This window comes from Flavobacterium selenitireducens (assembly GCF_014748335.1).
GTDB lineage: Bacteria > Bacteroidota > Bacteroidia > Flavobacteriales > Flavobacteriaceae > Flavobacterium > Flavobacterium selenitireducens.
Genome location: NZ_JAAVIY010000006.1, coordinates 147954 through 167848, shown reverse-complemented (window position 1 = coordinate 167848; position 19895 = coordinate 147954). Strand labels below are relative to the sequence as shown.

Genomic DNA, 19895 nt, shown 5'->3' with positions numbered 1-19895 from the left:
TCGTATTGGCGGGTGGTTTGGCGTTAACAATTCCGGTAGTTTTTCTGTAAGTGTCGGGTTGGGAATATCGTTAGCTTTACCACGGGTGGGGCCGGGGATTGCCGCCGCGCTCGACTTGGTTGAAAACATCAGTCGGCAAAGCATGGCAATGCCCGCAATAATCGGGATTTGTTGAGAATTAGATTGGAATACAACTCAGATGCGCCCGATCAGTGACGCGATATCATCCGTAGAAGCGATGAAATCTGGTTTCAGAAGTTGGATCGCACTGTTGGGCATAAACGGCATTTCCGCTTCCGCCGGATTCTGTACCACAACCGTTCCTCCATTTTCCTGGACGCGAACACAGCCAAGCGCCCCGTCCGCATTGGAACCGGAAAGCAGGATGGCCACGACACCTTCTTTGTATGTCGCGGCAGCCGACTCGAAAACAACGTCGATGCTAGGCCGGGAATAATGCACTTTTTCGGACACGTCAAGCGACACCGTGCCATTTGATTCAAAAAGCAGGTGATAATCGGCAGGCACGACATAAAGCGAGCCGTTCTCGATTCGCGTTTTGTCTTCAATTTCCCTTACAGGAACATGGGTTTTCATCGCAAAAAGCTCTTCAAGGGTATTGTCATCGGAGCTTTTGCGATGCAACACTACGACGATCGGAAAATCCATACCAATGGGCAGCCTCGGCAAAACGGCCATCAGCACTTCAATGCTTCCGGCCGATCCGCCGATGAGCACGAGCTTCTTCACTTGACCTTTTTCCATATTTTTTCTTTGTCGAGCTGTTGGTATTTCTTTTGGATGCCGGAAAATTTAATGCTTTCCTTGGTACCCAACGCCAGGTGACCGAGAAGGGAAAGACTGTCGTCGAAGAGTTGCAGGGCGTGGTCCTGGAGCTCCTTGTCAAAGTAGATCAGCACGTTGCGGCACAATATGAGATCAAACTCGTTGAACGAGCGGTCGGAGACGAGATTGTGCTGGGAAAACACCATTTTTTTGCTGAACCTTTCGCTGAACTTGGCGTAGCCGTAATTGGCCGTGTAATAACCTGAAAAATCCTGGTGACCGCCCGAGGCGACATAGTTTTCGGAATAATCCTTCATCATCCGCAAAGGGAAAATGCCTTTCCTGGCCGTCTCAAGTACCTGAGGGTTGATGTCTGTGGCGTAGAGCAGCGATTTGTGCAGCAACTTCGATTCTTCGAGCAAAATGGCCATAGAGTAGACTTCTTCTCCCGTCGAACATCCGGCGTGCCAAATCCTCACAAACGGTTTTGTCCCTAATTCGGGGAGGATTTTGGTGCGCAATGTTTTGTAGAATGCCGGGTCGCGGAACATCTCAGTCACGTTCACGGTAATTTCTTCGACCATGCGTCGGAAATAATCGGGTTCCGACCTGATCTTCGAAAGAAACGCCCCAAATTCCTTGAAGCCGTCCACTTCCATCAGGCGATCCACCCGACGCCGGAAAGACGCGCGCGAATAACCGCTGAAATCGTAGCCGTAGTATTCGTGCACCTCGTTGATGAGCCAGTCTATTTCGCGATCTTCAATCATACCCGGCGTGAAATGACGTCAAAAAGTTTATCCACGTCCACAGGCTTCGATATGTAATCGTCCGCACCGGCGTTTAGGCATTTTTCGCGATCGCCCAGCATCGCCTGTGCCGTAACGGCGATAATCGGCAAACCGGAGCGATGCGCAATGGCCCTGATCAGCGGAATGGCCTCGTAACCATCGAGGTCCGGCATCATCATGTCGAGCAGTAAAAGATCGACGGGAGCGTCTGTCTTGAGCAACGCGATAGCGTCAGAGGCACTTGCGCATGAGGGACAATCGAAACCGCGTGATCGTAAGACCGCCGAAAGTGCGAAAATATTGCGGCTGTCGTCGTCGACAATCAGTATTTTTTTTGCTTCCATATCAATTCTTTTCGTAAAGCCAAACGCGAAGCAGCGACATCAATTGATCGACATCGACCGGCTTGGTGATGTAATCGGATGCCCCGGCGTTGATGCATTTTTCGCGATCCCCTGTCATGGCCTTGGCGGTGACGGCAATCACAGGAAGGTTCCTGAATTTCTTGTTTTCGCGTATGCGCGTTGCCGTTTCATATCCGTCCATGTTGGGCATCATCATGTCGAGCAGCACCACGTCGGTCTCGGGATGGGCCTCGAGTGCCTTCAGCGCCTCCTTGCCATCGATTGCCGTGATGACTTTCATGTTTACCGTTTCCAGCGCCTTTGTCAGGGAGTAGATGTTGCGCACGTCATCGTCTACGACAAGCACCGATTTGCCGCTGAGCACATTGTTGAGCATATTGGCCTTCGGGGCTTTCGATCCTGATTTTTTCTGTTCCTCCATCAGATGCAGGAAAAGGGAAACCTCATCGAGCATACGTTGGTAGGAATGCGCCGTCTTGACAATGATGGAATCGGCGTAATGCTTGATCTTGACCTCTTCCTTCAGCGAAAGGCTCTTTCCGGTGAAAACGATGACCGGCAAATTCTCAAACCCTTTGTTTTTCTTGATGTTTTCGAGGATTTCATACGATTGTTTGTCTGGAATACCCATGTCGAGGATTACGCAATGCACATCCGACTTTTCCAACGCACTTACGCTTTCGGAAATATCGCTTTTGACCTCGGAATTGATATTGTGCGTTTCCAGGAAATACGCCAGGGCCTTGGCATGCTTCGGATTGTCCTCGATAATGAGCACCTTTTGGGAATCGCGGTTCACGATTTGTTCGATGCGTCGGAAGACATCCGGAATCTGTTCATAAGCGACCGGTTTGTCCAAAAAGTTGATCGCGCCCTTGAGCAGGCTCTCCTGCCGCAATTTATGGGACGACATGATATGCACGGGAATGTGTCGGGTTTGGCCATTTGCCTTGAGTTCTTCCATGACTTCCCATCCGCTTTTTATCGGAAGCTGTATGTCGAGCAACACGCCAACCGGTTTATACGCCAGGGCCAGGTTCAGGGCATGGTCGCCGCGAACGGCCACAATCCCTTTATAGCCACGTTTGCGGGTAAATTCGAGCAGCGACATGGCGAAATTCGTGTCATCTTCTACGATCAGGATCGATTTCTCCCCTTGCTCGATCGAATCGCGGTCGTCCGGAATATCGTCCGGAATAGAATCGCTCAGGTATTCCACGGATTTCTGGGTTGGATTTTCCTCGACAACCTCGGCAGTTTCCGTCTCGATATTGTCAGAAAATGACGTAATGGCAGCAGATGAGGCCGCCAATGGGATAGTAAGCGTGAACTCGCTTCCCGCTCCGGGTTTACTTTCCAATTTGAGTTCGCCTCTGAGCAGTTTGGCGAGTTCCCGGCTGATGGACAGGCCGAGGCCCGTTCCGCCGTACTTTCGCTTTGTGGAACCGTCAGCTTGCTGGAAGGCTTCGAAAATCAGCATTTGCTTTTCGCGCGGTATGCCGATTCCGGTATCTTTTACAGAAAATACCACCTTTTTGTCCGTCGTTTTCACGATCCCGAGCGTGACCGAACCTTTCTCGGTAAATTTTATCGCGTTTGAAATCAGGTTTTTAAGGATTTGTTCCAGACGCATTTTATCGGTCCGGATGACCACGGGAGCTTCCTTTACTTCGAGATGGAACGCAATGCCTTTTTCTTTTGCCACTTCGGAAAACAGGCTGTTCATCGAACCTGTGATCTCCTGTACGGAGACTTCGGCGAATTCGAGATCCATTTTGCCCGCCTCGATCTTGGACAAATCCAGGATCTCATCGATAAGGCCCAACAAGCCATTTCCGGAGCTGTTGATGACCCTCGAGAATTCAACCTGTTCGTCGTTCATGTTCCGGTCGTTGTTTTCAGACAACAATCGGCTCAGCAGCAAAATTGAGTTCAACGGCGTGCGCAACTCGTGTGACATATTGGCCAAAAATTCCGATTTGTAACGCGTCGTGCGCTCGAGATCTTCCGATTTCTTCTGGATTTCAGTGTTCCGCTCTTCGAGCAACACGCTGCGTTCGGCCAGTTCTTCATTGGTTTGCTGCAGTTCTTCCTGCTGCACTTTGAGTTCTTCTTCCGATGCCTGCAGTTTCTCGGTCTGTGCTTCGAGTTCGGCATTCATGCTTTCGAGTTCGGTGTGCTGGGCTTTGAGTTCTTCGGCCTGAGCCTGGGTTTCCTCGAGGAGCTCCTGGACTTTCGCCCGGTTTTGGGCCGATTTGAGCGCCACGGCAATATTGTCTGAAACCGTATCGAGAAATTCGATCTGCAAAGGCGTGAAATGATTGGAAGTGGCGAGTTCCAATGCGCCTTCCACATTGGTTTCCCTAAGCGGGACCGCCACGATGTGCTTGGGTTTCATTTCTCCCAAAGCGTAGGAGATCGCAATGTTTTCGACGGCATCCGTCTTGATCTCGAGCAATTTGTCAGACTCTACCGCCTGCCCTACCAAACCTTGCCCGATCTGGATTTTTTCGCGCTTGGCGTTCGGGACGTAGCTGAAACCGGAAACCGCCGACAGCTCGTCGCCATCCTGCACGTAAAGGACCGCGGCCTGGCTCGAGGTGTATTCCGCAACATAGGTAATGACGTCCTTGGCCAGTTGCCGGAGCGGCTTATCGCCTATCATCACGTCCGAAAGTCCGGCTACTCCGGTTTGCAGCCATTCTTTGTCCGATAAGGATTGGAACGAACGGTCGAGTTCCATGGCCATATTGTTGAGCGACTCGCCAACGCTTCCCAAGGAATCTGAAGTCGAATCCTTGACCCGAACCTTGAAATTGCCCTGTGTGATCTGAACCGCGATCCCGCTGATAATGCGGATGCGTTCGGCAATTTCGGCTTCCTTTTCGAGCAATTCCCTGTTGAGTCGGCTGCGTTCGTTGTAATCGTTGAGGATCCTGGCAAAGAACAATATGCTGAGCGCTATCGAAATCAAAGCGGCGCCCACGATCAGCATCACACTGTAATTCGAATAGCGTGTCGATTCCTGCGTACGCGCGTCGAGCAACTGGGTTTCTTGGCTCTCCATGCGCCTTATGATCTTGCGCATCTCATTCATGATATCCTTGCCGGCTCCCAGTTCGGAGGTAACGAATTCGCCTCGTTTCTTTTCCTCGACCCTCGCCCTCAAATACAGGAAAAATTTTAGTCGCAACGGCACGAGTTCGCGCAGATTGTTTTGTTGTACGGGATTGTCGCTGGTAAGTTCCTTGAGTTTGTTGAAGTAGGCATCGGCCCTGACCTCGGCTCCGTTGTAGTCGGCGAGATAATCGTCCTTGCCCGTAATGATAAAACCTCTCATGGATGTCTGGGCGTCCACGATCACTTGCTGGCCGCGGTTCAGGTTGTAGATCACCTCATTGGTGTGGTCGACGAGTTCCGTGCTGCCCAACAAGCTTCGGATACTCAGGTAAGCCGCACCGGAGCTCACAAGCAGCAGCAAAATCGAAACGCCAAAACTAACAATGAGGTTTCTTTTAAAGGTAGTATTCATTTATCGGATGTTTGGTATAGCGGGTAAAACAATCATAAAAGTAGCGCCTTGGCCGGGTACGCTTTTGGCGGTGATCAGGCCATTGTGGCGCTCGACAATTTTTTTTGCGATGGCAAGTCCGATCCCGGTTCCTTCGAAACTCTGGCGATCGTGTAAGCTTTGGAAAATCACGAAAATCCGATCGAGGTACATTTCATCGAAGCCGATGCCGTTGTCGCTGATGGTAATGCGCCAATAAGCGCCGTCATCCGATAAGGCCGCCTCAAAATCCTTGTCGGACACCCGTTCACAGTCTACCTTTATCAGGGGCGCGACGCCTTCGTTGGAGAATTTGAGCGCATTCCCTATTATATTTTGGAAAAGTTGCCGAAGCTGCCCTGGAATTCCTTCGATCTTGGGCAGGTTGCTGGCATGTATAACCGCTTTTTTGGCACTTATCTGATGCTCCAGATCGGCGAGAACCTCATTGACGACATCGTCGAGGTAGACTTCTTCTGGCAACACGGAGGCCGACAGGCGCGAATAATCGAGCAGGTCGTTGATCAGGTTCGTCATCCTCGAGGCCGATCCGACGGTACGGTTGGCATAATCGACTGCCTTTTCCTCGGGAACCAGATAGCGGTCGCGCAGCAATTTCACAAACGTTTCGATCTTGCGCAACGGCTCTTTCAAATCGTGGGAAACCACCCAGGCAAACTGCTGGAGTTCGTGGTTGCGCAATTCCAGCACTTCGTTGTTTTTGGTGAGTTCGAGGGTGCGCTCGGCAACTTTGTATTCGAGGTTTTCGTTGGCGAGCATCAGCTCTTGCTGGGTTTCTTTCCGGATCTCGATCTCTTTGGAAAGCAAATCGCGCATGTCTTTGAGTTCCTTGTGTTGCTCGTATAGTTTAAGGAAGGTCTTGACTTTCAGGATGAGTAAATCCGGATCGACAGGCTTTGTGATATAGTCGACAGCCCCGGATTCGTACCCTTTTGCGATGTACTTTTTCTCTTTGTTGATCGCCGAGAGGAAAATCACCGGAATATCTTTGGTCCGACTGCTTCCCGACAGCGTTTCAACTACCTCGAAACCGTCCATTCCCGGCATTTGTACGTCCATTATGATCAGCGAATAATCGCGTTTGAGTATTTTCAGGAGGGCTTCTTCTCCGGACTCAGCCGAATCCGACCCGAGCCCGTGAACCTCAAGGATTTTTTTTAACGGAAGTATGTTTTCCTTCTTGTCGTCTACGATCAGGATCATAAAACCATGGGTATTTGGCTGATCGGATACACGGCAGCAATTGGAAATTTAGGCATAAAAACTGGCAATTTGTGTTTGTTGTTTGGTTGCGGGGAGCCCGAATCCACAAATTTTGTTATTAAAATCGGATGGTTTGTTACACGATTTACATGTTTTTTCGATAATTGTCAGTTTGCAGTTTTCTGATTTTGGCTTTGGCGCCACATCCAACATTTTTTCTCAATTGAAAGGTGTAACTTTAATCAAAATCGATCCGATGAAAATTGCAACTTATAATGTGAACGGCGTCAACGGCCGTTTGCCAGTCCTTTTGAGATGGCTCGACGAGGCAAAGCCAGATATCGTGTGTCTTCAGGAACTAAAAGCGCCCCAGGAAAAATTCCCCGAGGAGGCGATACTAGCCGCCGGTTACAACGCAATCTGGCACGGGCAGAAAAGCTGGAACGGCGTGGCGATCCTCACGCGCGGACTCGAAATCAAAGAAGTGGGACGCGCTCTGCCCGGAGATCCCGAAGACGTACAGAGCCGTTATCTCGAAGCGTTGGTTGGCGGCATTTTGATTTGTTGTCTTTATCTGCCAAACGGGAATCCGTCACCTGGACCAAAATTCGACTACAAGCTCAAATGGTTCGACCGACTGGCAAAGCGCGCGAAGGTATTGCTGGATTTTAAGACGCCCGTTATCCTTTTGGGCGACTTTAACGTCATGCCGACCGAACTGGATGTTTACAAACCTGAGCGATGGGTAAAAGACGCGCTGTTTCGCCCGGAAACGCGGGAGGCATTCCACAAACTCCTTTCCCAAGGCTGGACGGACGCCATACGGCATTTGTATCCGGAGGACGTCATTTATACGTTTTGGGATTATTTTCGCGATGCTTACGGACGCAATGCCGGGCTTCGAATCGATCATTTCCTGCTCAGCGAAGAACTTGTCGACAAACTCAAAGACGCCCAGGTAGACAAACACGTCCGCGGTTGGGAAAAATCAAGCGACCACGCACCGGTCTGGATCGAGCTTGATCATAAAATCAAAGATAAATAAGCTACGTCCGCCAATCGTTTGGAAGTAATTCCGATTATTTCCCTTTTCTCCGGTCGCGCTCTCTTTTGATCAACGTGAGTTCGCGGCTCGTCTGTCCGGCCACGGAAGTATTTTCTTCGGCCCGCCTGATCAGGTACGGCATCACGTCGCGCACCGGCCCGAACGGAAGGTATTTGGCCACGTTGTAGCCTTCCGCGGCGAGATTATAACTGATATTGTCGCTCATTCCGTACAACTGTCCGAACCAAACGCGCCCGTCATTTTTGTCAATCCCGCGGTCCTGCATCAATTGCATCAGTTTGTAGGAACTGTCTTCGTTATGTGTCCCGGCGAAAACGGCCATGGAATCGATGTGGTCGACCATATAAGCCACGCCGGCGTCGTAGTTCAGGTCGGTCGCTTCTTTGGTGGAACAGATCGGAGTCGGATAGCCTTTTTCCTCGGCCCGTTTGTGCTCTTTTTCCATATAGGCGCCGCGCACAAGCTTCATCCCGATGTAAAACCCGTCGGCTTTTGCGCGCTCGTGCAGCCGTTGCAGATACGGCAACCTATCGTGTCGATAAAGTTGCAAGGTGTTGTAGACGATCACCTTTTGCTTATTGTATTTGCGCATCATATCTTCGACGACATCATCGGCCGCGTCCTGCATCCAGCTTTCTTCGGCATCGATCAGCAAAGCAACATCTTTGTCGTGTGCCGCCTTACAGACAATGTCAAATCGTTCCAGCACGCGATTCCACTCGGCTTTTTCCTGGGGCGTCAGTTCCTGCTTCGCTCCTATTTTTTCGTAAAGGTCGAGGCGTCCGAAGCCTGTCGGTTTGAACACGGCGAATGGGATGGCCTGTTTTTCTTCGGCAAATTCAATGGTTTTGAGCGTCATTTTGAGCGCCGCATCGAATTGGCTCTCTTCTTCTTTTCCTTCAACTGAATAATCCAACACGGACGAAACGCCTCCTTTGCTGTACATTTTGTCCACGACCGGCAGGCAATCCTGCTCGTTCACGCCTCCGCAAAAGTGATCGAAAACGGTCGCACGGATCAGGCCTTCGACGGGAAGATGTGCCTTGATCGCGAAATTCGTCACGGCCGTACCGATCCTGACCAGCGGTTCATTGTCGATAAGTTTGAACAGGAAGTAAGCGCGATCGAGTTCCGTATCGCTTTTGAGCGCAAAGGCAGTTTGTGTGTTGTCGAATATCTTTTCCATAGGATTTTTGAAGATCGTGCAAATATAAACACGAAAAATGAGAATGTCGAACGTCTGGAGCGAAACTAGACCTAGCCGAAAACGTTTTCGGAATCGACGTATAGCCCATCGCCGTCGGGCCGCATCAATCCTGGGCCTATCGGAATCGAAAAATACGTGGGCATTTCACACTTCATTTCGTCGATGAACGATTTTAATTTCATCGATGAACGAATCGGCAATTGTGGTTGAAAGAGTTTTTTTACCGTTCAACGACTTTAGGATGCCATGAGTTGCAATGTTGATAAGTTTGACCTGAAATTACTTTGATACCACATCACCAATGGACAAAATTTTTGATCCCGTTTACAGGAAAGAATATATGGACGGATACGTCTTCGGTTCCAATCCTTTCATCGAAGGCGACCTGAGCATCTGCGGGGAAGCCTTCTCCTCCGGATTTTACTCGGGACGCTTCAACTACGAAAGCAAGAACGGGCCGGTGCACAACGGGATTCCTCGCAAGATCGTGACCAACGAGATCCTTGAAGATTTTATGCTCTCGGGCATGCTCGGCATGAGCATCGACCTGGACGGCTTCAACGAATTCCAAATCAAGGTCATCGGGAAGTGGTACATGAGCGGTGTCGAAAAATACGACCCGACCGAATGGGTAAGCCTGTTTGCGTTCATGGAAGGCCTCTCGATCGGGATTGAAGAAAAGACCGACGGTTATCTGTAAATTCCCTTATTTTTGCCGTTCCAATCCAGAACGATGCAAGCAATCCCGGCCAACGGCTACCAAATAGTGTTCAGTGAGGAAGGATATTCGGCTTTGTCGAATGTCCTGGCCCAAAACCGCTATTCCAAGATCTTCATATTGACCGACACCAATTCCAATGCGTCTTGCCTTCCGCACTTCCTGGGCAGGCTCGAAACCCAATCGGAATTGGAAATCCTCGAAATCGAACCCGGGGAAGCGCACAAATCGATTGCCACCTGTGTCTCGCTTTGGAATGTGCTGACCGAATACGGGGCCGATCGCAAATGCGTGATCATCAATCTTGGTGGAGGCGTCATTACCGACCTTGGCGGATTCGTTGCCGCTACTTATAAAAGAGGTGTCGATTTCATACACGTTCCCACGACGTTGCTTGCCATGGTGGATGCCTCCGTGGGCGGAAAGAATGGCGTGGACCTCGGCAGCCTCAAAAACCAGGTCGGAACCATTACGACGCCCAGGCTGTTGCTCGTCGACACTCATTTCCTGTCGACTTTGCCCCAAAACCAAATGCGTTCCGGATTGGCTGAAATGCTCAAGCACGGACTGATCTACGACAAACCGTATTGGGAGAAATTCCTCGACCTTTCCCAAATCGATTTTGCGGATTTCGATGCGCTCGTTTACCGCTCTATCGAAATCAAGAACGAGATCGTCACCCGGGATCCCACCGAAAAAGGCATGCGAAAAGCGCTCAACTTCGGGCATACGCTCGGCCACGCCATCGAAAGCCACTTCCTTGAGAGCGAGCACAAAACGACGCTTTTGCACGGGGAGGCGATCAGCGCCGGTATGATACTGGAGGCGTTTCTTTCTATGGAGACCGGATTGCTGTCCGAATCGGAATACGTGGAAATCAAAACAGCGATATCCGATGTTTTCGGGCTCGTGGAATTCGAACCCGACGATCTCGACGCCATACTCGAACTGCTCAAACACGACAAGAAAAACGAATACGGGAACATCCTGTTCGCCCTGATCGACGGCATCGGCTCTGCCAAAATCGACCAACAAGTGCAAAACACCCTGATACTGAAAGCGTTCGACGCTTATAAATCTTAATATATTTTTAATAAAAAGCCTTGTTTACAGGCAACTTTATTTTTTACATTTGCCCTAATGAACAAAGCGAAAAACACTAGTAAAAACAACACTTCGACATTAAATGTCAAGCAGGTTTTCCGCAAAGGGATGTGTGTTTTCCGCATCGTTGAAGCGTGGTTCCGCCTGGAGCCCGGCCCGGTTTACCGCAGTGTCAAACTTCCTATCATTTTTGCCAATATACGGGTTTGAGGACAGTCGATTTTCAGATTGTTTCAAACCTTTTTTCAATTTTCAATTCGGTACTAAATGAACACTAAATATTCGGACCTCATCAACCAAACGTTCTACTTCCCACAGGAAGAATTCAGGCTCAACAAAGACACGCTGTTGTTCCATAACATCGACCTAATGAAGCTCGTGGAACAGTATGGCACGCCTTTGAAGTTTACCTATCTTCCGGCCATCTCGAACAATATCAACAAGGCCAAAGGCTGGTTCCGCAAGGCTATGGAAAAGAACGGGTACGAAGGCAAATACTATTATTGCTATTGTACGAAAAGTTCCCACTTTGAGTTCGTGATGAACGAAGCCTTCAAGAACAACATCCATATTGAGACCTCGTCGGCGTTCGATATCAACATCGTCGAGAATTTGCTCAAGACGGGCAAGATCAACAAGAATACGTATATCGTCTGCAATGGCTTTAAACGCGAGGCTTACATCGATAACATCGCACGCCTGATCAACAACGGTTACAACAAAACGATTCCCGTGATCGACAATTATGAGGAATTGAACATGATTCTGGAAAAGACCAAGAAGAAGTTCAAAGTCGGGATCCGGATTGCGGCCGAAGAAGAACCTAAATTCGAATTTTACACCTCCCGACTTGGCATCGGATACAAGAACATCGTGCCGTTCTACAAGCGCGAGATCGCCGAAAACAAACAGGTCGAGCTCAAAATGCTGCACTTTTTCATCAACACCGGGATTCGCGATACGGCGTATTACTGGAACGAATTGGTGAAATGTCTCAAGGTGTACATCAACCTTAAGAAAGAATGTCCGACGCTCGACAGCCTCAACATTGGCGGCGGTTTCCCGATAAAGAATTCCCTTGCGTTCGAATACGACTATCAATATATGGTAGACGAGATCATCAACCAGATCAAGACGGCATGCGATGATGCGGAGGTCCCGGTTCCGAATATCTTTACCGAATTTGGATCGTTTACCGTGGGCGAATCCGGAGGTGCGATCTACGAAGTGATTTACCAGAAGCAACAAAACGACCGTGAAAAGTGGAATATGATCGATTCGTCTTTCATCACGACCTTGCCTGATTCCTGGGCGATTTCAAAGCGTTTCGTGATGATGGCCGTCAACCGCTGGAACGATACATACGAACGTGTTCTACTAGGCGGACTCACTTGTGATTCAGACGATTACTACAATTCCGAGCAACACATGAACGCGGTCTACCTTCCGAAATACAACAAGGAGAAACCGCTTTATATCGGCTTTTTCAACACCGGCGCTTACCAGGAAACCATTGGCGGTTTCGGCGGTTTGCACCACTGTTTGATCCCTCAGCCGAAGCACATCCTGATCGACCGCGATGAAAACGGGATATTGGGAACCGAAGTTTTTTCTCCCGAGCAGAAATCCGAAGACGTACTTAAAATTCTAGGTTACGACGAAAAATAATTTATTTTTGAATCTGTCGAATGTCGAAAGCCTGAAGTCGAACGACCGCTTCCGACTTTCGTCTTTCTACTAAAAACAATTACAATGAGTAAAGGACCAATTAGCCAGTTTATCGAAAAGTATTACCTGCATTTTAACTCGGCAGCTTTGGTCGATGCGGCGAAAGCCTATGAAGACCAGTTGAAGTCGGGCGCAAAAATGATGGTGACACTGGCAGGCGCGATGAGTACGGCTGAACTAGGCAAGATTTTCGCCGAAATGATCCGACAGGATAAAGTCCAGATCATCTCGTGCACGGGAGCCAATCTCGAGGAAGACATCATGAACCTCGTGGCCCACTCCCATTACGAAAGAGTTCCCAACTATCGCGATCTTACGCCTCAACAGGAATGGGATTTGCTCGAGCGCGGATTGAACCGCGTTACCGACACTTGCATTCCGGAGCACGAAGCCTTCCGTCGCCTTCAAAAGCACATCCACAAGATCTGGAAAGACGCCGACGACAAAGGCGAGCGCTATTTCCCGCATGAGTTCATGTACAAGATGTTGCTCTCCGGCGTCCTGGAGGAATATTACGAAATCGACCTCAAGGATTCCTGGATGTACGCTGCCGCGGAGAAAAACCTCCCGATCGTCGTTCCGGGTTGGGAAGATTCCACGATGGGCAACATTTTCGCTTCGTATGTGATCAAAGGCGAACTGAAGGCCACGACGATGAAATCCGGTATCGAATACATGGGATATCTCGCCGATTATTACACCAAGAATTCCCAGAATGGAATTGGATTTTTCCAGATCGGCGGCGGAATTGCGGGCGATTTCCCTATCTGCGTGGTTCCGATGTTGTACCAGGACATGGAAATGCACGATGTACCGTTCTGGAGCTATTTCTGCCAGATTTCGGATTCGACTACAAGTTATGGTTCCTACTCCGGAGCAGTTCCCAATGAAAAGATCACCTGGGGCAAACTCGACATCAATACTCCTAAATTTATCATAGAATCGGACGCAACTATTGTGGCTCCGCTTATTTTCGCTTACCTTTTAGATATGTAACCATTGCCCTATGAAAAGAATTATTGTAGACTACAACAAACTAACCAACGAAATCCTGACGCTGCTTTTGGAGCGGTTCCCCGACGGCTACGATGATTCCCACATCGTGCGTTTCCGCAATGCCCAGAACGAGCTTGTGGAAGCAGTTGAAGTGCGTACGGAGGACACGATCTATCTGGTAAAAGTAAGCACCAAACTGGCGAGCCGCCTCGAAAAATTCGACGATGACAACGAACTTGACGACATTGCCGAACCAATCGATTCGATGAAACTCGACATTGACGATGAGGACGCTCCCTCGGCAGATGAAGAAGAGGAAGACGATGACGATGCAGATGAACCGAAACGCAGCCGTGGAGAAGATGGCGAAGATGACGACGACGACGATGATGATGATTTCGACGATGACAAAGACTTCTCCGACGACGACGATGAAGACGAAGAAGATGAAAAATAGAAAAAAAGGGAATCCGGAAGGGTTCCTTTTTTTGTGGGAGATTTTCGTGAATTTTTTCTTGGGGACGTTCGGCGGCTCCGTTGCGCTGCGCCGCTCCCCACCAACCGCATTCAAAATCCTTTTCCGCAATTCGTGCAATCCGCGTATTCGCGGCAAAAATTCTTTGCAAGCCACAGACGAGCGAATTCGCGCAATCAGCAGCAAAAAACTACCTCGGCTCTTAATCATGAATGCGCAAATTTTCAAAACACCCGAATATCATCCCCGTGCCTTTACCAAATCAGCCAAAACTTGCCGAATCCTAGATTGTTCGTAACTTGTAACTAAATCGACACCATGAACCCTGAACACGACTATCTCGACTTAAACCGCAAAACCTGGAACGACAAAGTTGCCGTACATGTGAATTCCGAATTTTACGGCCAACAGGATTTCCTCAACGGAAAAAACAGCTTGCAGGCCATTGAAATCGAACTGCTCGGAGATGTTGCGGATAAACGCATCCTTCATTTGCAATGCCATTTCGGACAAGACACGATTTCCCTTGCCAGGATGGGCGCGACCACGGTTGGCGTCGACTTTTCCGACAAAGCCATCGAGGTTGCGGGTGACTTGGCCAAAACGCTGAAGGCTGATGCGACGTTTATTTGCAGCGACATTTACGATTTGCCGAACCGCATGTACCAGGAATTCGACATTGTTTTCACGTCTTACGGTACGATCGGCTGGCTGCCGGACCTTGAACAATGGGCGAAAGTCATCAGCCATTTCCTAAAACCCGGCGGAAAATTCGTGTTCGTTGAATTCCATCCGGTGATCTGGATGTTCGACGACGATTTTACCAAAGTTACTTACGATTATTTTAAATCCGACCCGATAATCGAAGACACGACCGGAACGTATGCGCAAACCGATTCCGATATTCAAAACCGAACGGTTTCCTGGAATCACGGCGTGTCGGAAGTGGTCAAAAGCCTCATCGACAACGGACTGACCATACAAAAATTCGACGAATACGATTATTCGCCTTACAATTGTTTCCGGCATACCGAGGAGTTCGAACCGGGTAAATTCCGGATTGCGCGATTTGGAAACAAAATCCCGATGGTCTACGCGATCGTCGCCGCAAAACCATGATCTGCTCGTTCCCTCCTTTGGCAACCGCCGATTCCGAAATCCTGATACTCGGCACGATGCCCGGCGTACAATCGCTTGATAAACAGCAATATTACGGGCATCCGCAAAATGCCTTTTGGAAGATCCTGTTCTCGCTTTTTGCCGAATTGCCGGTTCCCGATCACTTCGAATCCCGAAAAAGCCTCCTGATCGAAAACAGGCTCGCGCTTTGGGACGTGCTCGAAAGCTGTGAGCGACAAGGCAGCCTGGATTCCAAAATCAGGAACGGGATTCCGAACCGCATTCCCGAGCTTCTGGAATCCCATCAAAAAATCCGTGCGATCGTCTTCAACGGAAAAGAAAGCCATCGCCTTTTTACCAGGACGTTCGGAAGCGAAATCGACAAACCGCAACTCGTCATGCCCTCCACGAGCCCGGCCTTCACGATGAAATTTGAAGAAAAGCTCGCGCTTTGGAGCCGCATCAAATCGCTTTGATGGCAAACGCTGTCGATATCGCAACTTTTCCCTATATTTAAGTCATGAATTTCCTGGCCCACATTTATCTATCGGCAGATGACGACCTGATCAAGATCGGCAACTTCATGGCCGACGGCATAAGGGGAAAAGAATACGAAAGCCTGCATCCTCAAATCCAAAAAGGCGTGCTCCTGCACCGTTTCATCGACACTTACACCGATTCCCATCCCATTTTCAGGAAAAGCACCAAACGGCTGCACGAACGATACCATCACTACGCCGGCGTAATCGTCGATGTGGTTTACGACCATTTCCTGGCGAAGAACTGGGCGCGCTATTCGGATGAAAAACTCGATAGTTTCGTCAATCGGTTTTATACTTCGCTTGAGGAAAATCAGGATTTGCTCAACGAGAAGACACGCGCGATGATGCCGTACATGATCCGGAGCAACTGGCTTTGGAATTACCAGTTCGTGGACGGTATCGCGCGCATCCTCTACCAAATGGACCAACGCACGCGCAACAACTCCAAAATGCAGTTCGCGGTCGAGGAACTTCGGGAATTTTATCCGGATTTTGAAGCCGAATTCACGGAATTTTTCGAAGACCTCCGCACGAACGCAGCCCAAAAGCTAAGCTCCTTATGAAATCGCACCTGCTCGCCTGGTCGCTGATCGTTTGCTGTTGCTGTTCCGCACAGACGACCCGCAACGCCATGGTCGTTTCGGCAAAAAAAGAAGCTTCCGACATTGGCGCCCAGGTCATGAAAGACGGAGGGAATGCTTTCGATGCCATGATCGCGACCCAATTGGCCCTGGCCGTGGCTTACCCTTATGCGGGCAACATTTCCGGTGGCGGATTCATGGTTTACCGACTGGCAAACGGACAAACGGGAACGCTGGACTTCCGGGAGACGGCCCCAAAGGCGGCACATCGCGATATGTTTCTCGACACAAACGGCAATGTAATACAAGGAAAGAGCACCGAAACCGCTTTGTCAGTTGGTGTTCCCGGATCTGTGGCGGCGATTTTCGACGTTCACGCGGCGTTCGGTACAATCCCGATCAAGAAATTGTTCGGACCCGCGATTTTGCTGGCGCGCAACGGCATCGTGCTTTCCGAAAAGGACATCGAACACATCCGGCAAAACCAAGCTGATATCATTCGCCTCAACGGCGACAAAACATTGTATGCCCAAGGTTACCAAACCGGCGATGTAGTCAAATTCCATGCGCTGGCCAAAACGCTCGAGCGCATCGCCAAATACGGGCGCAGCGAATTTTACGAAGGGGAAACGGCGAAAAAGCTCATCGCGTTCCTCAATCGGAAAGGCGGCGTCATGACGGTGTCCGACCTCAAGCATTACAAAACGAAATGGCGGGATCCGATAGTGTTCGACTATAAGGATTTGCGAATCGTTACGATGGGCCCACCTAGCAGCGGCGGCGTTTGCCTGGCGCAGATTTTCGCTATGATTTCCCCATATGACCTCCGGGATTTGGGACACAATTCCGAAAAATATGTCCAGCTTCTCACTGAAGCCGAGCGACGTTCCTATGCCGACCGCAATCATTTCCTTGGAGATCCCGATTTCACACACGTGCCTGTAAAACAAATTACTGAGGGCGAATACCTCAAGCAACGAATGCGTTCTTTTTCGTTCGATAAAGCGACCGCCTCGTCCGAAGTCTCACACGGAAACATAGCGTTTTCCGAAAGCGACGAAACGACGCACTATTCGATCGTCGACCAATTCGGGAATGCGGTTTCGGTGACGACGACGCTTAACGGCGCATACGGCTCCAAAATCTACTGCGACGAACTCGGCTTCTTCCTCAACAACGAAATGGACGATTTTTCGGCCAAATCCGGCGTCCCGAATTATTTCGGCCTGACGGGTTCAAAGGCCAATGCGATCGCTCCCGGAAAACGCATGTTGAGTTCGATGACGCCTACCATTGTTGAAAAGGACAAACAATTGTATATGGTTTTGGGCACGCCTGGCGGATCGACGATCATCACGTCGGTTTTACAGACGATCCTCAATGTTTCGGAATTTGGAATGGGGATGCAACAAGCCGTCGACGCCAAACGCCTCCATCACCAATGGCTGCCGGACATCGTGCTTTCGGAGCCGGGTGCACTCACGGTCGAACAGGTGAAATCGCTGACCGCCAAAGGATACAAAATAGACGAAAGGACGTTTTCGATCATCGGGAAAGTGGACGCGATACTGATACGGCCGGACGGCACGAAAGAAGCCGGAGCAGACAAACGCGGGAACGATGCGGCGGCGGGATTTTAAAGTCATCGGCATCGGATGCGGAGACGGGTGTTGCTGACAAACGCGAATCCTGTAGTCCACCAAAGCCGTGATTTCGCTAATGGCGACATCTGAAGACAAGAATAGCGCGAGAAGCAGCCAAAAACTTGTAGCTTTATGCCCGATGGCGTACTTTAGCGAATCTTTCGCCCAATCATGCCTGCACGCAAAGTTTCTGCTTTACTACTTCTGACAAGGAAAATCGCCCGACAGTTCGAGCGGCTTTTTTTCATTGCCAAGACATTGCTTTCCGAGAGGCATTTCATTTACCTTTCCTGTATCGTCGTCGCCTTGTCGTGCGCCATAGCGGTAATTGTACTCAAGAGCTTTGCCCACGCGGTTTTCGTGTATGCGAACCAAATCAATTCGTGGCTTAAATTGCCCTACGTCAATTCGATATTTCCGATAATCGGGATTTTGCTTACCGTATTCGTGATCCGCAATTTCCTCGACGGAAGCTTGGAAAAAGGAAGTTCGCGCATCTTGTTCGCCATTGCCAAAAAAGGTGGCATCATGCCGCGAAAACAAATGTATGCGCAAATCGTGACAAGCTCACTGACGGTAGGTCTCGGCGGTTCGGCGGGACTCGAAAGCCCGATCACGATTACCGGCGCAGCTATCGGATCGAACTTCGCCCAAAAATACAGGCTGTCGCAAAAAGACCGGCTTTTGTTGCTGGCGTGCGGCGTGGCAGCCGGAATCGGGGCGGCGTTCAATGCTCCTATCGCCGGCGTTTTATTCGCCATCGAGGTCGTACTTACGGACGTGACGATTTCCGCTTTTGTCCCGATCATCATTTCGGCTGCGACCGGCGCATTGGTCTCTACCATTTTTGTCAATGAAGAAGTGCTTTTGTCGTTCAAGCGCATGAACACTTTCGATTACCAGAACGTGCCTTTTTACGTTTTGCTCGGTATCCTTGCCGGATTCGTCTCGCTTTACCACGCCCGCAATTTCCAGCGCGTCGAGCGGTTTTTTTCCCGGATGAAGAACAAAGCCTACAAGCGCGCGTTGTTCGGAGCCACGATTTTAGGTGTGCTGATTTTCTTTTTCCCGCAACTTTTCGGGGAAGGTTATGAAAGCATAAAGACGCTCTCGAACGACAATCCTCGCGTTTTGCTCGACAACACGCTGTTGGAAAAATTCAAGGACAACGAATGGGTGCTGCTCATTTTCATCGGGATCACGATGATGCTAAAAGCCTTTGCGACGGGCCTTACCTTGGGCAGCGGCGGAAACGGCGGCAACTTCGCCCCTTCTCTGTTCGTGGGTTCCTATCTTGGCTTCTTCGTGTCGAAATTCGTCAATTTGACCGGATTGATGGCGCACCAGCTTCCCGTCGGGAACTTTACTGTCGTGGGAATGGCCGGTATACTGTCGGGACTATTCCACGCTCCGCTGACCGCCATCTTCCTCATTGGGGAAATCACCGGCGGATACGGACTCATGGTGCCGCTGATGATCGTTTCCTCGATCAGTTATGCGGTTTCCAAGCAATTTGAGAAACACTCGATGGATGTAAAACATCTAGCCGATAAAGACGAGGTGTTCACATCCGATAAGGACAAAAATATCCTGCTCAGCATCGACATCCTCAAACTCGTGCAACACGACGCCAAATGGCTCAGGCCGGACGATTCGATGGAAACGCTCGTCGGTTATCTATCGGAAACCAAACAGGAGATTTTCCCGGTCATCGACGAGAAATTCAATTTGGTGGGAATCGTGTGCCTCGACCAGATCCGTCCGATCATTTTCAATTCGTACCGCGTAAAGTTTACGGCCCTCAAAGAAATCATACAGCCCGTTTTCGAGGTAATTTCGCTTGAGGACGGCATTGCCAACGCGATGAGCAAGTTCGAGGAATCGGGCATGAAGACGCTTGCCGTGGTCAAAAACGGGAAGTATTTCGGGCTGTTGTCCGAAGTTACCGTGCTCGAGGCATATCGTGAGCAATTGAAGGAGATGGTGATTGAGTAATTAGC

The 19895-nt window shown here is 49.8% G+C and carries 19 protein-coding genes; 12 read left to right on the top strand and 7 right to left on the bottom strand.

The features are described 5' to 3' along the window. Window positions 1-195: 195 nt before the first annotated feature. From HC229_RS11035 to HC229_RS11015, 5 genes are read right to left on the bottom strand one after another with little or no spacing between them, the layout of a single operon-like run. On the bottom strand, window positions 196-765 hold the full coding sequence (locus tag HC229_RS11035) for a chemotaxis protein CheB (RefSeq protein ID WP_191020545.1): 570 nt from the start codon (window positions 763-765) through the stop codon (window positions 196-198). Next, a complete protein-coding gene (locus tag HC229_RS11030) occupies window positions 747-1556 on the bottom strand; it encodes a CheR family methyltransferase (RefSeq protein WP_191020544.1) in 810 nt (269 codons plus the stop codon). Before HC229_RS11030 ends, HC229_RS11035 begins: the two co-directional genes overlap by 19 nt. Then, window positions 1553-1921, bottom strand: a complete 369-nt coding sequence (locus HC229_RS11025; protein WP_191020543.1) for a response regulator — start codon at window positions 1919-1921, stop codon at window positions 1553-1555. Before HC229_RS11025 ends, HC229_RS11030 begins: the two co-directional genes overlap by 4 nt. A gap of 1 nt (window position 1922) precedes the next feature. After that, the gene (locus tag HC229_RS11020) at window positions 1923-5474 is read right to left on the bottom strand and encodes a response regulator (protein ID WP_191020542.1); all 3552 of its coding nucleotides are present in this window, start codon (window positions 5472-5474) and stop codon (window positions 1923-1925) included. Then, window positions 5475-6716: a hybrid sensor histidine kinase/response regulator gene (locus tag HC229_RS11015; protein WP_191020541.1), complete on the bottom strand. Its 1242-nt coding sequence runs from the start codon at window positions 6714-6716 to the stop codon at window positions 5475-5477. Window positions 6717-6972: 256 nt separating this feature from the next. Here HC229_RS11015 and xth point away from each other — a divergent pair, with 256 nt between their 5' ends. Then, window positions 6973-7761 carry an exodeoxyribonuclease III gene (gene xth / locus HC229_RS11010; RefSeq protein WP_191020540.1) on the top strand — a complete coding sequence of 263 codons (789 nt, stop codon included), beginning with the start codon at window positions 6973-6975 and terminating at the stop codon, window positions 7759-7761. Between the two features lie 34 nt (window positions 7762-7795). Here the strand turns inward: xth and HC229_RS11005 are convergent, their stop codons facing one another. Together HC229_RS11005 and HC229_RS16660 are read right to left on the bottom strand one after the other, a co-directional pair. Beyond that, window positions 7796-8968 (bottom strand): proline dehydrogenase family protein, encoded by a 1173-nt coding sequence (locus HC229_RS11005; RefSeq protein ID WP_191020539.1) that lies wholly within the window; start codon window positions 8966-8968, stop codon window positions 7796-7798. 71 nt (window positions 8969-9039) lie between these two features. After that, window positions 9040-9171 carry a hypothetical protein gene (locus tag HC229_RS16660; RefSeq protein ID WP_255508180.1) on the bottom strand — a complete coding sequence of 44 codons (132 nt, stop codon included), beginning with the start codon at window positions 9169-9171 and terminating at the stop codon, window positions 9040-9042. Window positions 9172-9290: 119 nt separating this feature from the next. Between HC229_RS16660 and HC229_RS11000 the strand changes: the two genes are divergently transcribed. From HC229_RS11000 to HC229_RS10950, 11 genes are all read left to right on the top strand, one after another. Continuing rightward, complete coding sequence (locus tag HC229_RS11000; protein ID WP_191020538.1) at window positions 9291-9689, top strand: hypothetical protein; 399 nt, start codon at window positions 9291-9293, stop codon at window positions 9687-9689. A 33-nt stretch (window positions 9690-9722) separates the two neighbouring features. Further along, a complete protein-coding gene (gene aroB, locus HC229_RS10995) occupies window positions 9723-10790 on the top strand; it encodes a 3-dehydroquinate synthase (RefSeq protein ID WP_191020537.1) in 1068 nt (355 codons plus the stop codon). Window positions 10791-11078: 288 nt separating this feature from the next. Then, complete coding sequence (locus HC229_RS10990; RefSeq protein WP_191020536.1) at window positions 11079-12479, top strand: arginine decarboxylase; 1401 nt, start codon at window positions 11079-11081, stop codon at window positions 12477-12479. Window positions 12480-12563: 84 nt separating this feature from the next. Next, window positions 12564-13535 (top strand): deoxyhypusine synthase family protein, encoded by a 972-nt coding sequence (locus HC229_RS10985; protein ID WP_191020535.1) that lies wholly within the window; start codon window positions 12564-12566, stop codon window positions 13533-13535. Window positions 13536-13545: 10 nt separating this feature from the next. Then, window positions 13546-13992: a DNA primase gene (locus HC229_RS10980; RefSeq protein WP_191020534.1), complete on the top strand. Its 447-nt coding sequence runs from the start codon at window positions 13546-13548 to the stop codon at window positions 13990-13992. Then, window positions 13982-14308 (top strand): hypothetical protein, encoded by a 327-nt coding sequence (locus HC229_RS10975; RefSeq protein ID WP_191020533.1) that lies wholly within the window; start codon window positions 13982-13984, stop codon window positions 14306-14308. Before HC229_RS10980 ends, HC229_RS10975 begins: the two co-directional genes overlap by 11 nt. A 20-nt stretch (window positions 14309-14328) precedes the next feature. After that, entirely contained in the window at window positions 14329-15129 is an 801-nt protein-coding gene (locus HC229_RS10970) for a class I SAM-dependent methyltransferase (protein ID WP_191020532.1), read from the top strand. Then, window positions 15126-15605, top strand: coding sequence for a DNA-deoxyinosine glycosylase (locus HC229_RS10965; protein WP_191020531.1), 480 nt, complete (start codon window positions 15126-15128; stop codon window positions 15603-15605). The genes HC229_RS10970 and HC229_RS10965 overlap by 4 nt, the downstream gene beginning before the upstream one ends. 44 nt (window positions 15606-15649) lie before the next feature. Then, window positions 15650-16234 (top strand): acyl carrier protein phosphodiesterase, encoded by a 585-nt coding sequence (locus HC229_RS10960; protein ID WP_191020530.1) that lies wholly within the window; start codon window positions 15650-15652, stop codon window positions 16232-16234. Then, entirely contained in the window at window positions 16231-17892 is a 1662-nt protein-coding gene (ggt, locus tag HC229_RS10955) for a gamma-glutamyltransferase (RefSeq protein WP_191020529.1), read from the top strand. The genes HC229_RS10960 and ggt overlap by 4 nt, the downstream gene beginning before the upstream one ends. Before the next feature lie 174 nt (window positions 17893-18066). Continuing rightward, window positions 18067-19890, top strand: a complete 1824-nt coding sequence (locus HC229_RS10950) for a chloride channel protein (RefSeq protein ID WP_191020528.1) — start codon at window positions 18067-18069, stop codon at window positions 19888-19890. Window positions 19891-19895 lie beyond the last annotated feature (5 nt).

Coding starts and splice junctions, on each gene's coding strand:
- HC229_RS11035 (WP_191020545.1), bottom strand. CDS start 765: ATGGAAAAAGGTCAAGTGAAGAAGCTCGTGCTCATCGGCGGATCGGCC.
- HC229_RS11030 (WP_191020544.1), bottom strand. CDS start 1,556: ATGATTGAAGATCGCGAAATAGACTGGCTCATCAACGAGGTGCACGAA.
- HC229_RS11025 (WP_191020543.1), bottom strand. CDS start 1,921: ATGGAAGCAAAAAAAATACTGATTGTCGACGACGACAGCCGCAATATT.
- HC229_RS11020 (WP_191020542.1), bottom strand. CDS start 5,474: ATGAATACTACCTTTAAAAGAAACCTCATTGTTAGTTTTGGCGTTTCG.
- HC229_RS11015 (WP_191020541.1), bottom strand. CDS start 6,716: ATGATCCTGATCGTAGACGACAAGAAGGAAAACATACTTCCGTTAAAA.
- xth (WP_191020540.1), top strand. CDS start 6,973: ATGAAAATTGCAACTTATAATGTGAACGGCGTCAACGGCCGTTTGCCA.
- HC229_RS11005 (WP_191020539.1), bottom strand. CDS start 8,968: ATGGAAAAGATATTCGACAACACACAAACTGCCTTTGCGCTCAAAAGC.
- HC229_RS16660 (WP_255508180.1), bottom strand. CDS start 9,171: ATGAAATTAAAATCGTTCATCGACGAAATGAAGTGTGAAATGCCCACG.
- HC229_RS11000 (WP_191020538.1), top strand. CDS start 9,291: ATGGACAAAATTTTTGATCCCGTTTACAGGAAAGAATATATGGACGGA.
- aroB (WP_191020537.1), top strand. CDS start 9,723: ATGCAAGCAATCCCGGCCAACGGCTACCAAATAGTGTTCAGTGAGGAA.
- HC229_RS10990 (WP_191020536.1), top strand. CDS start 11,079: ATGAACACTAAATATTCGGACCTCATCAACCAAACGTTCTACTTCCCA.
- HC229_RS10985 (WP_191020535.1), top strand. CDS start 12,564: ATGAGTAAAGGACCAATTAGCCAGTTTATCGAAAAGTATTACCTGCAT.
- HC229_RS10980 (WP_191020534.1), top strand. CDS start 13,546: ATGAAAAGAATTATTGTAGACTACAACAAACTAACCAACGAAATCCTG.
- HC229_RS10975 (WP_191020533.1), top strand. CDS start 13,982: ATGAAAAATAGAAAAAAAGGGAATCCGGAAGGGTTCCTTTTTTTGTGG.
- HC229_RS10970 (WP_191020532.1), top strand. CDS start 14,329: ATGAACCCTGAACACGACTATCTCGACTTAAACCGCAAAACCTGGAAC.
- HC229_RS10965 (WP_191020531.1), top strand. CDS start 15,126: ATGATCTGCTCGTTCCCTCCTTTGGCAACCGCCGATTCCGAAATCCTG.
- HC229_RS10960 (WP_191020530.1), top strand. CDS start 15,650: ATGAATTTCCTGGCCCACATTTATCTATCGGCAGATGACGACCTGATC.
- ggt (WP_191020529.1), top strand. CDS start 16,231: ATGAAATCGCACCTGCTCGCCTGGTCGCTGATCGTTTGCTGTTGCTGT.
- HC229_RS10950 (WP_191020528.1), top strand. CDS start 18,067: ATGCCTGCACGCAAAGTTTCTGCTTTACTACTTCTGACAAGGAAAATC.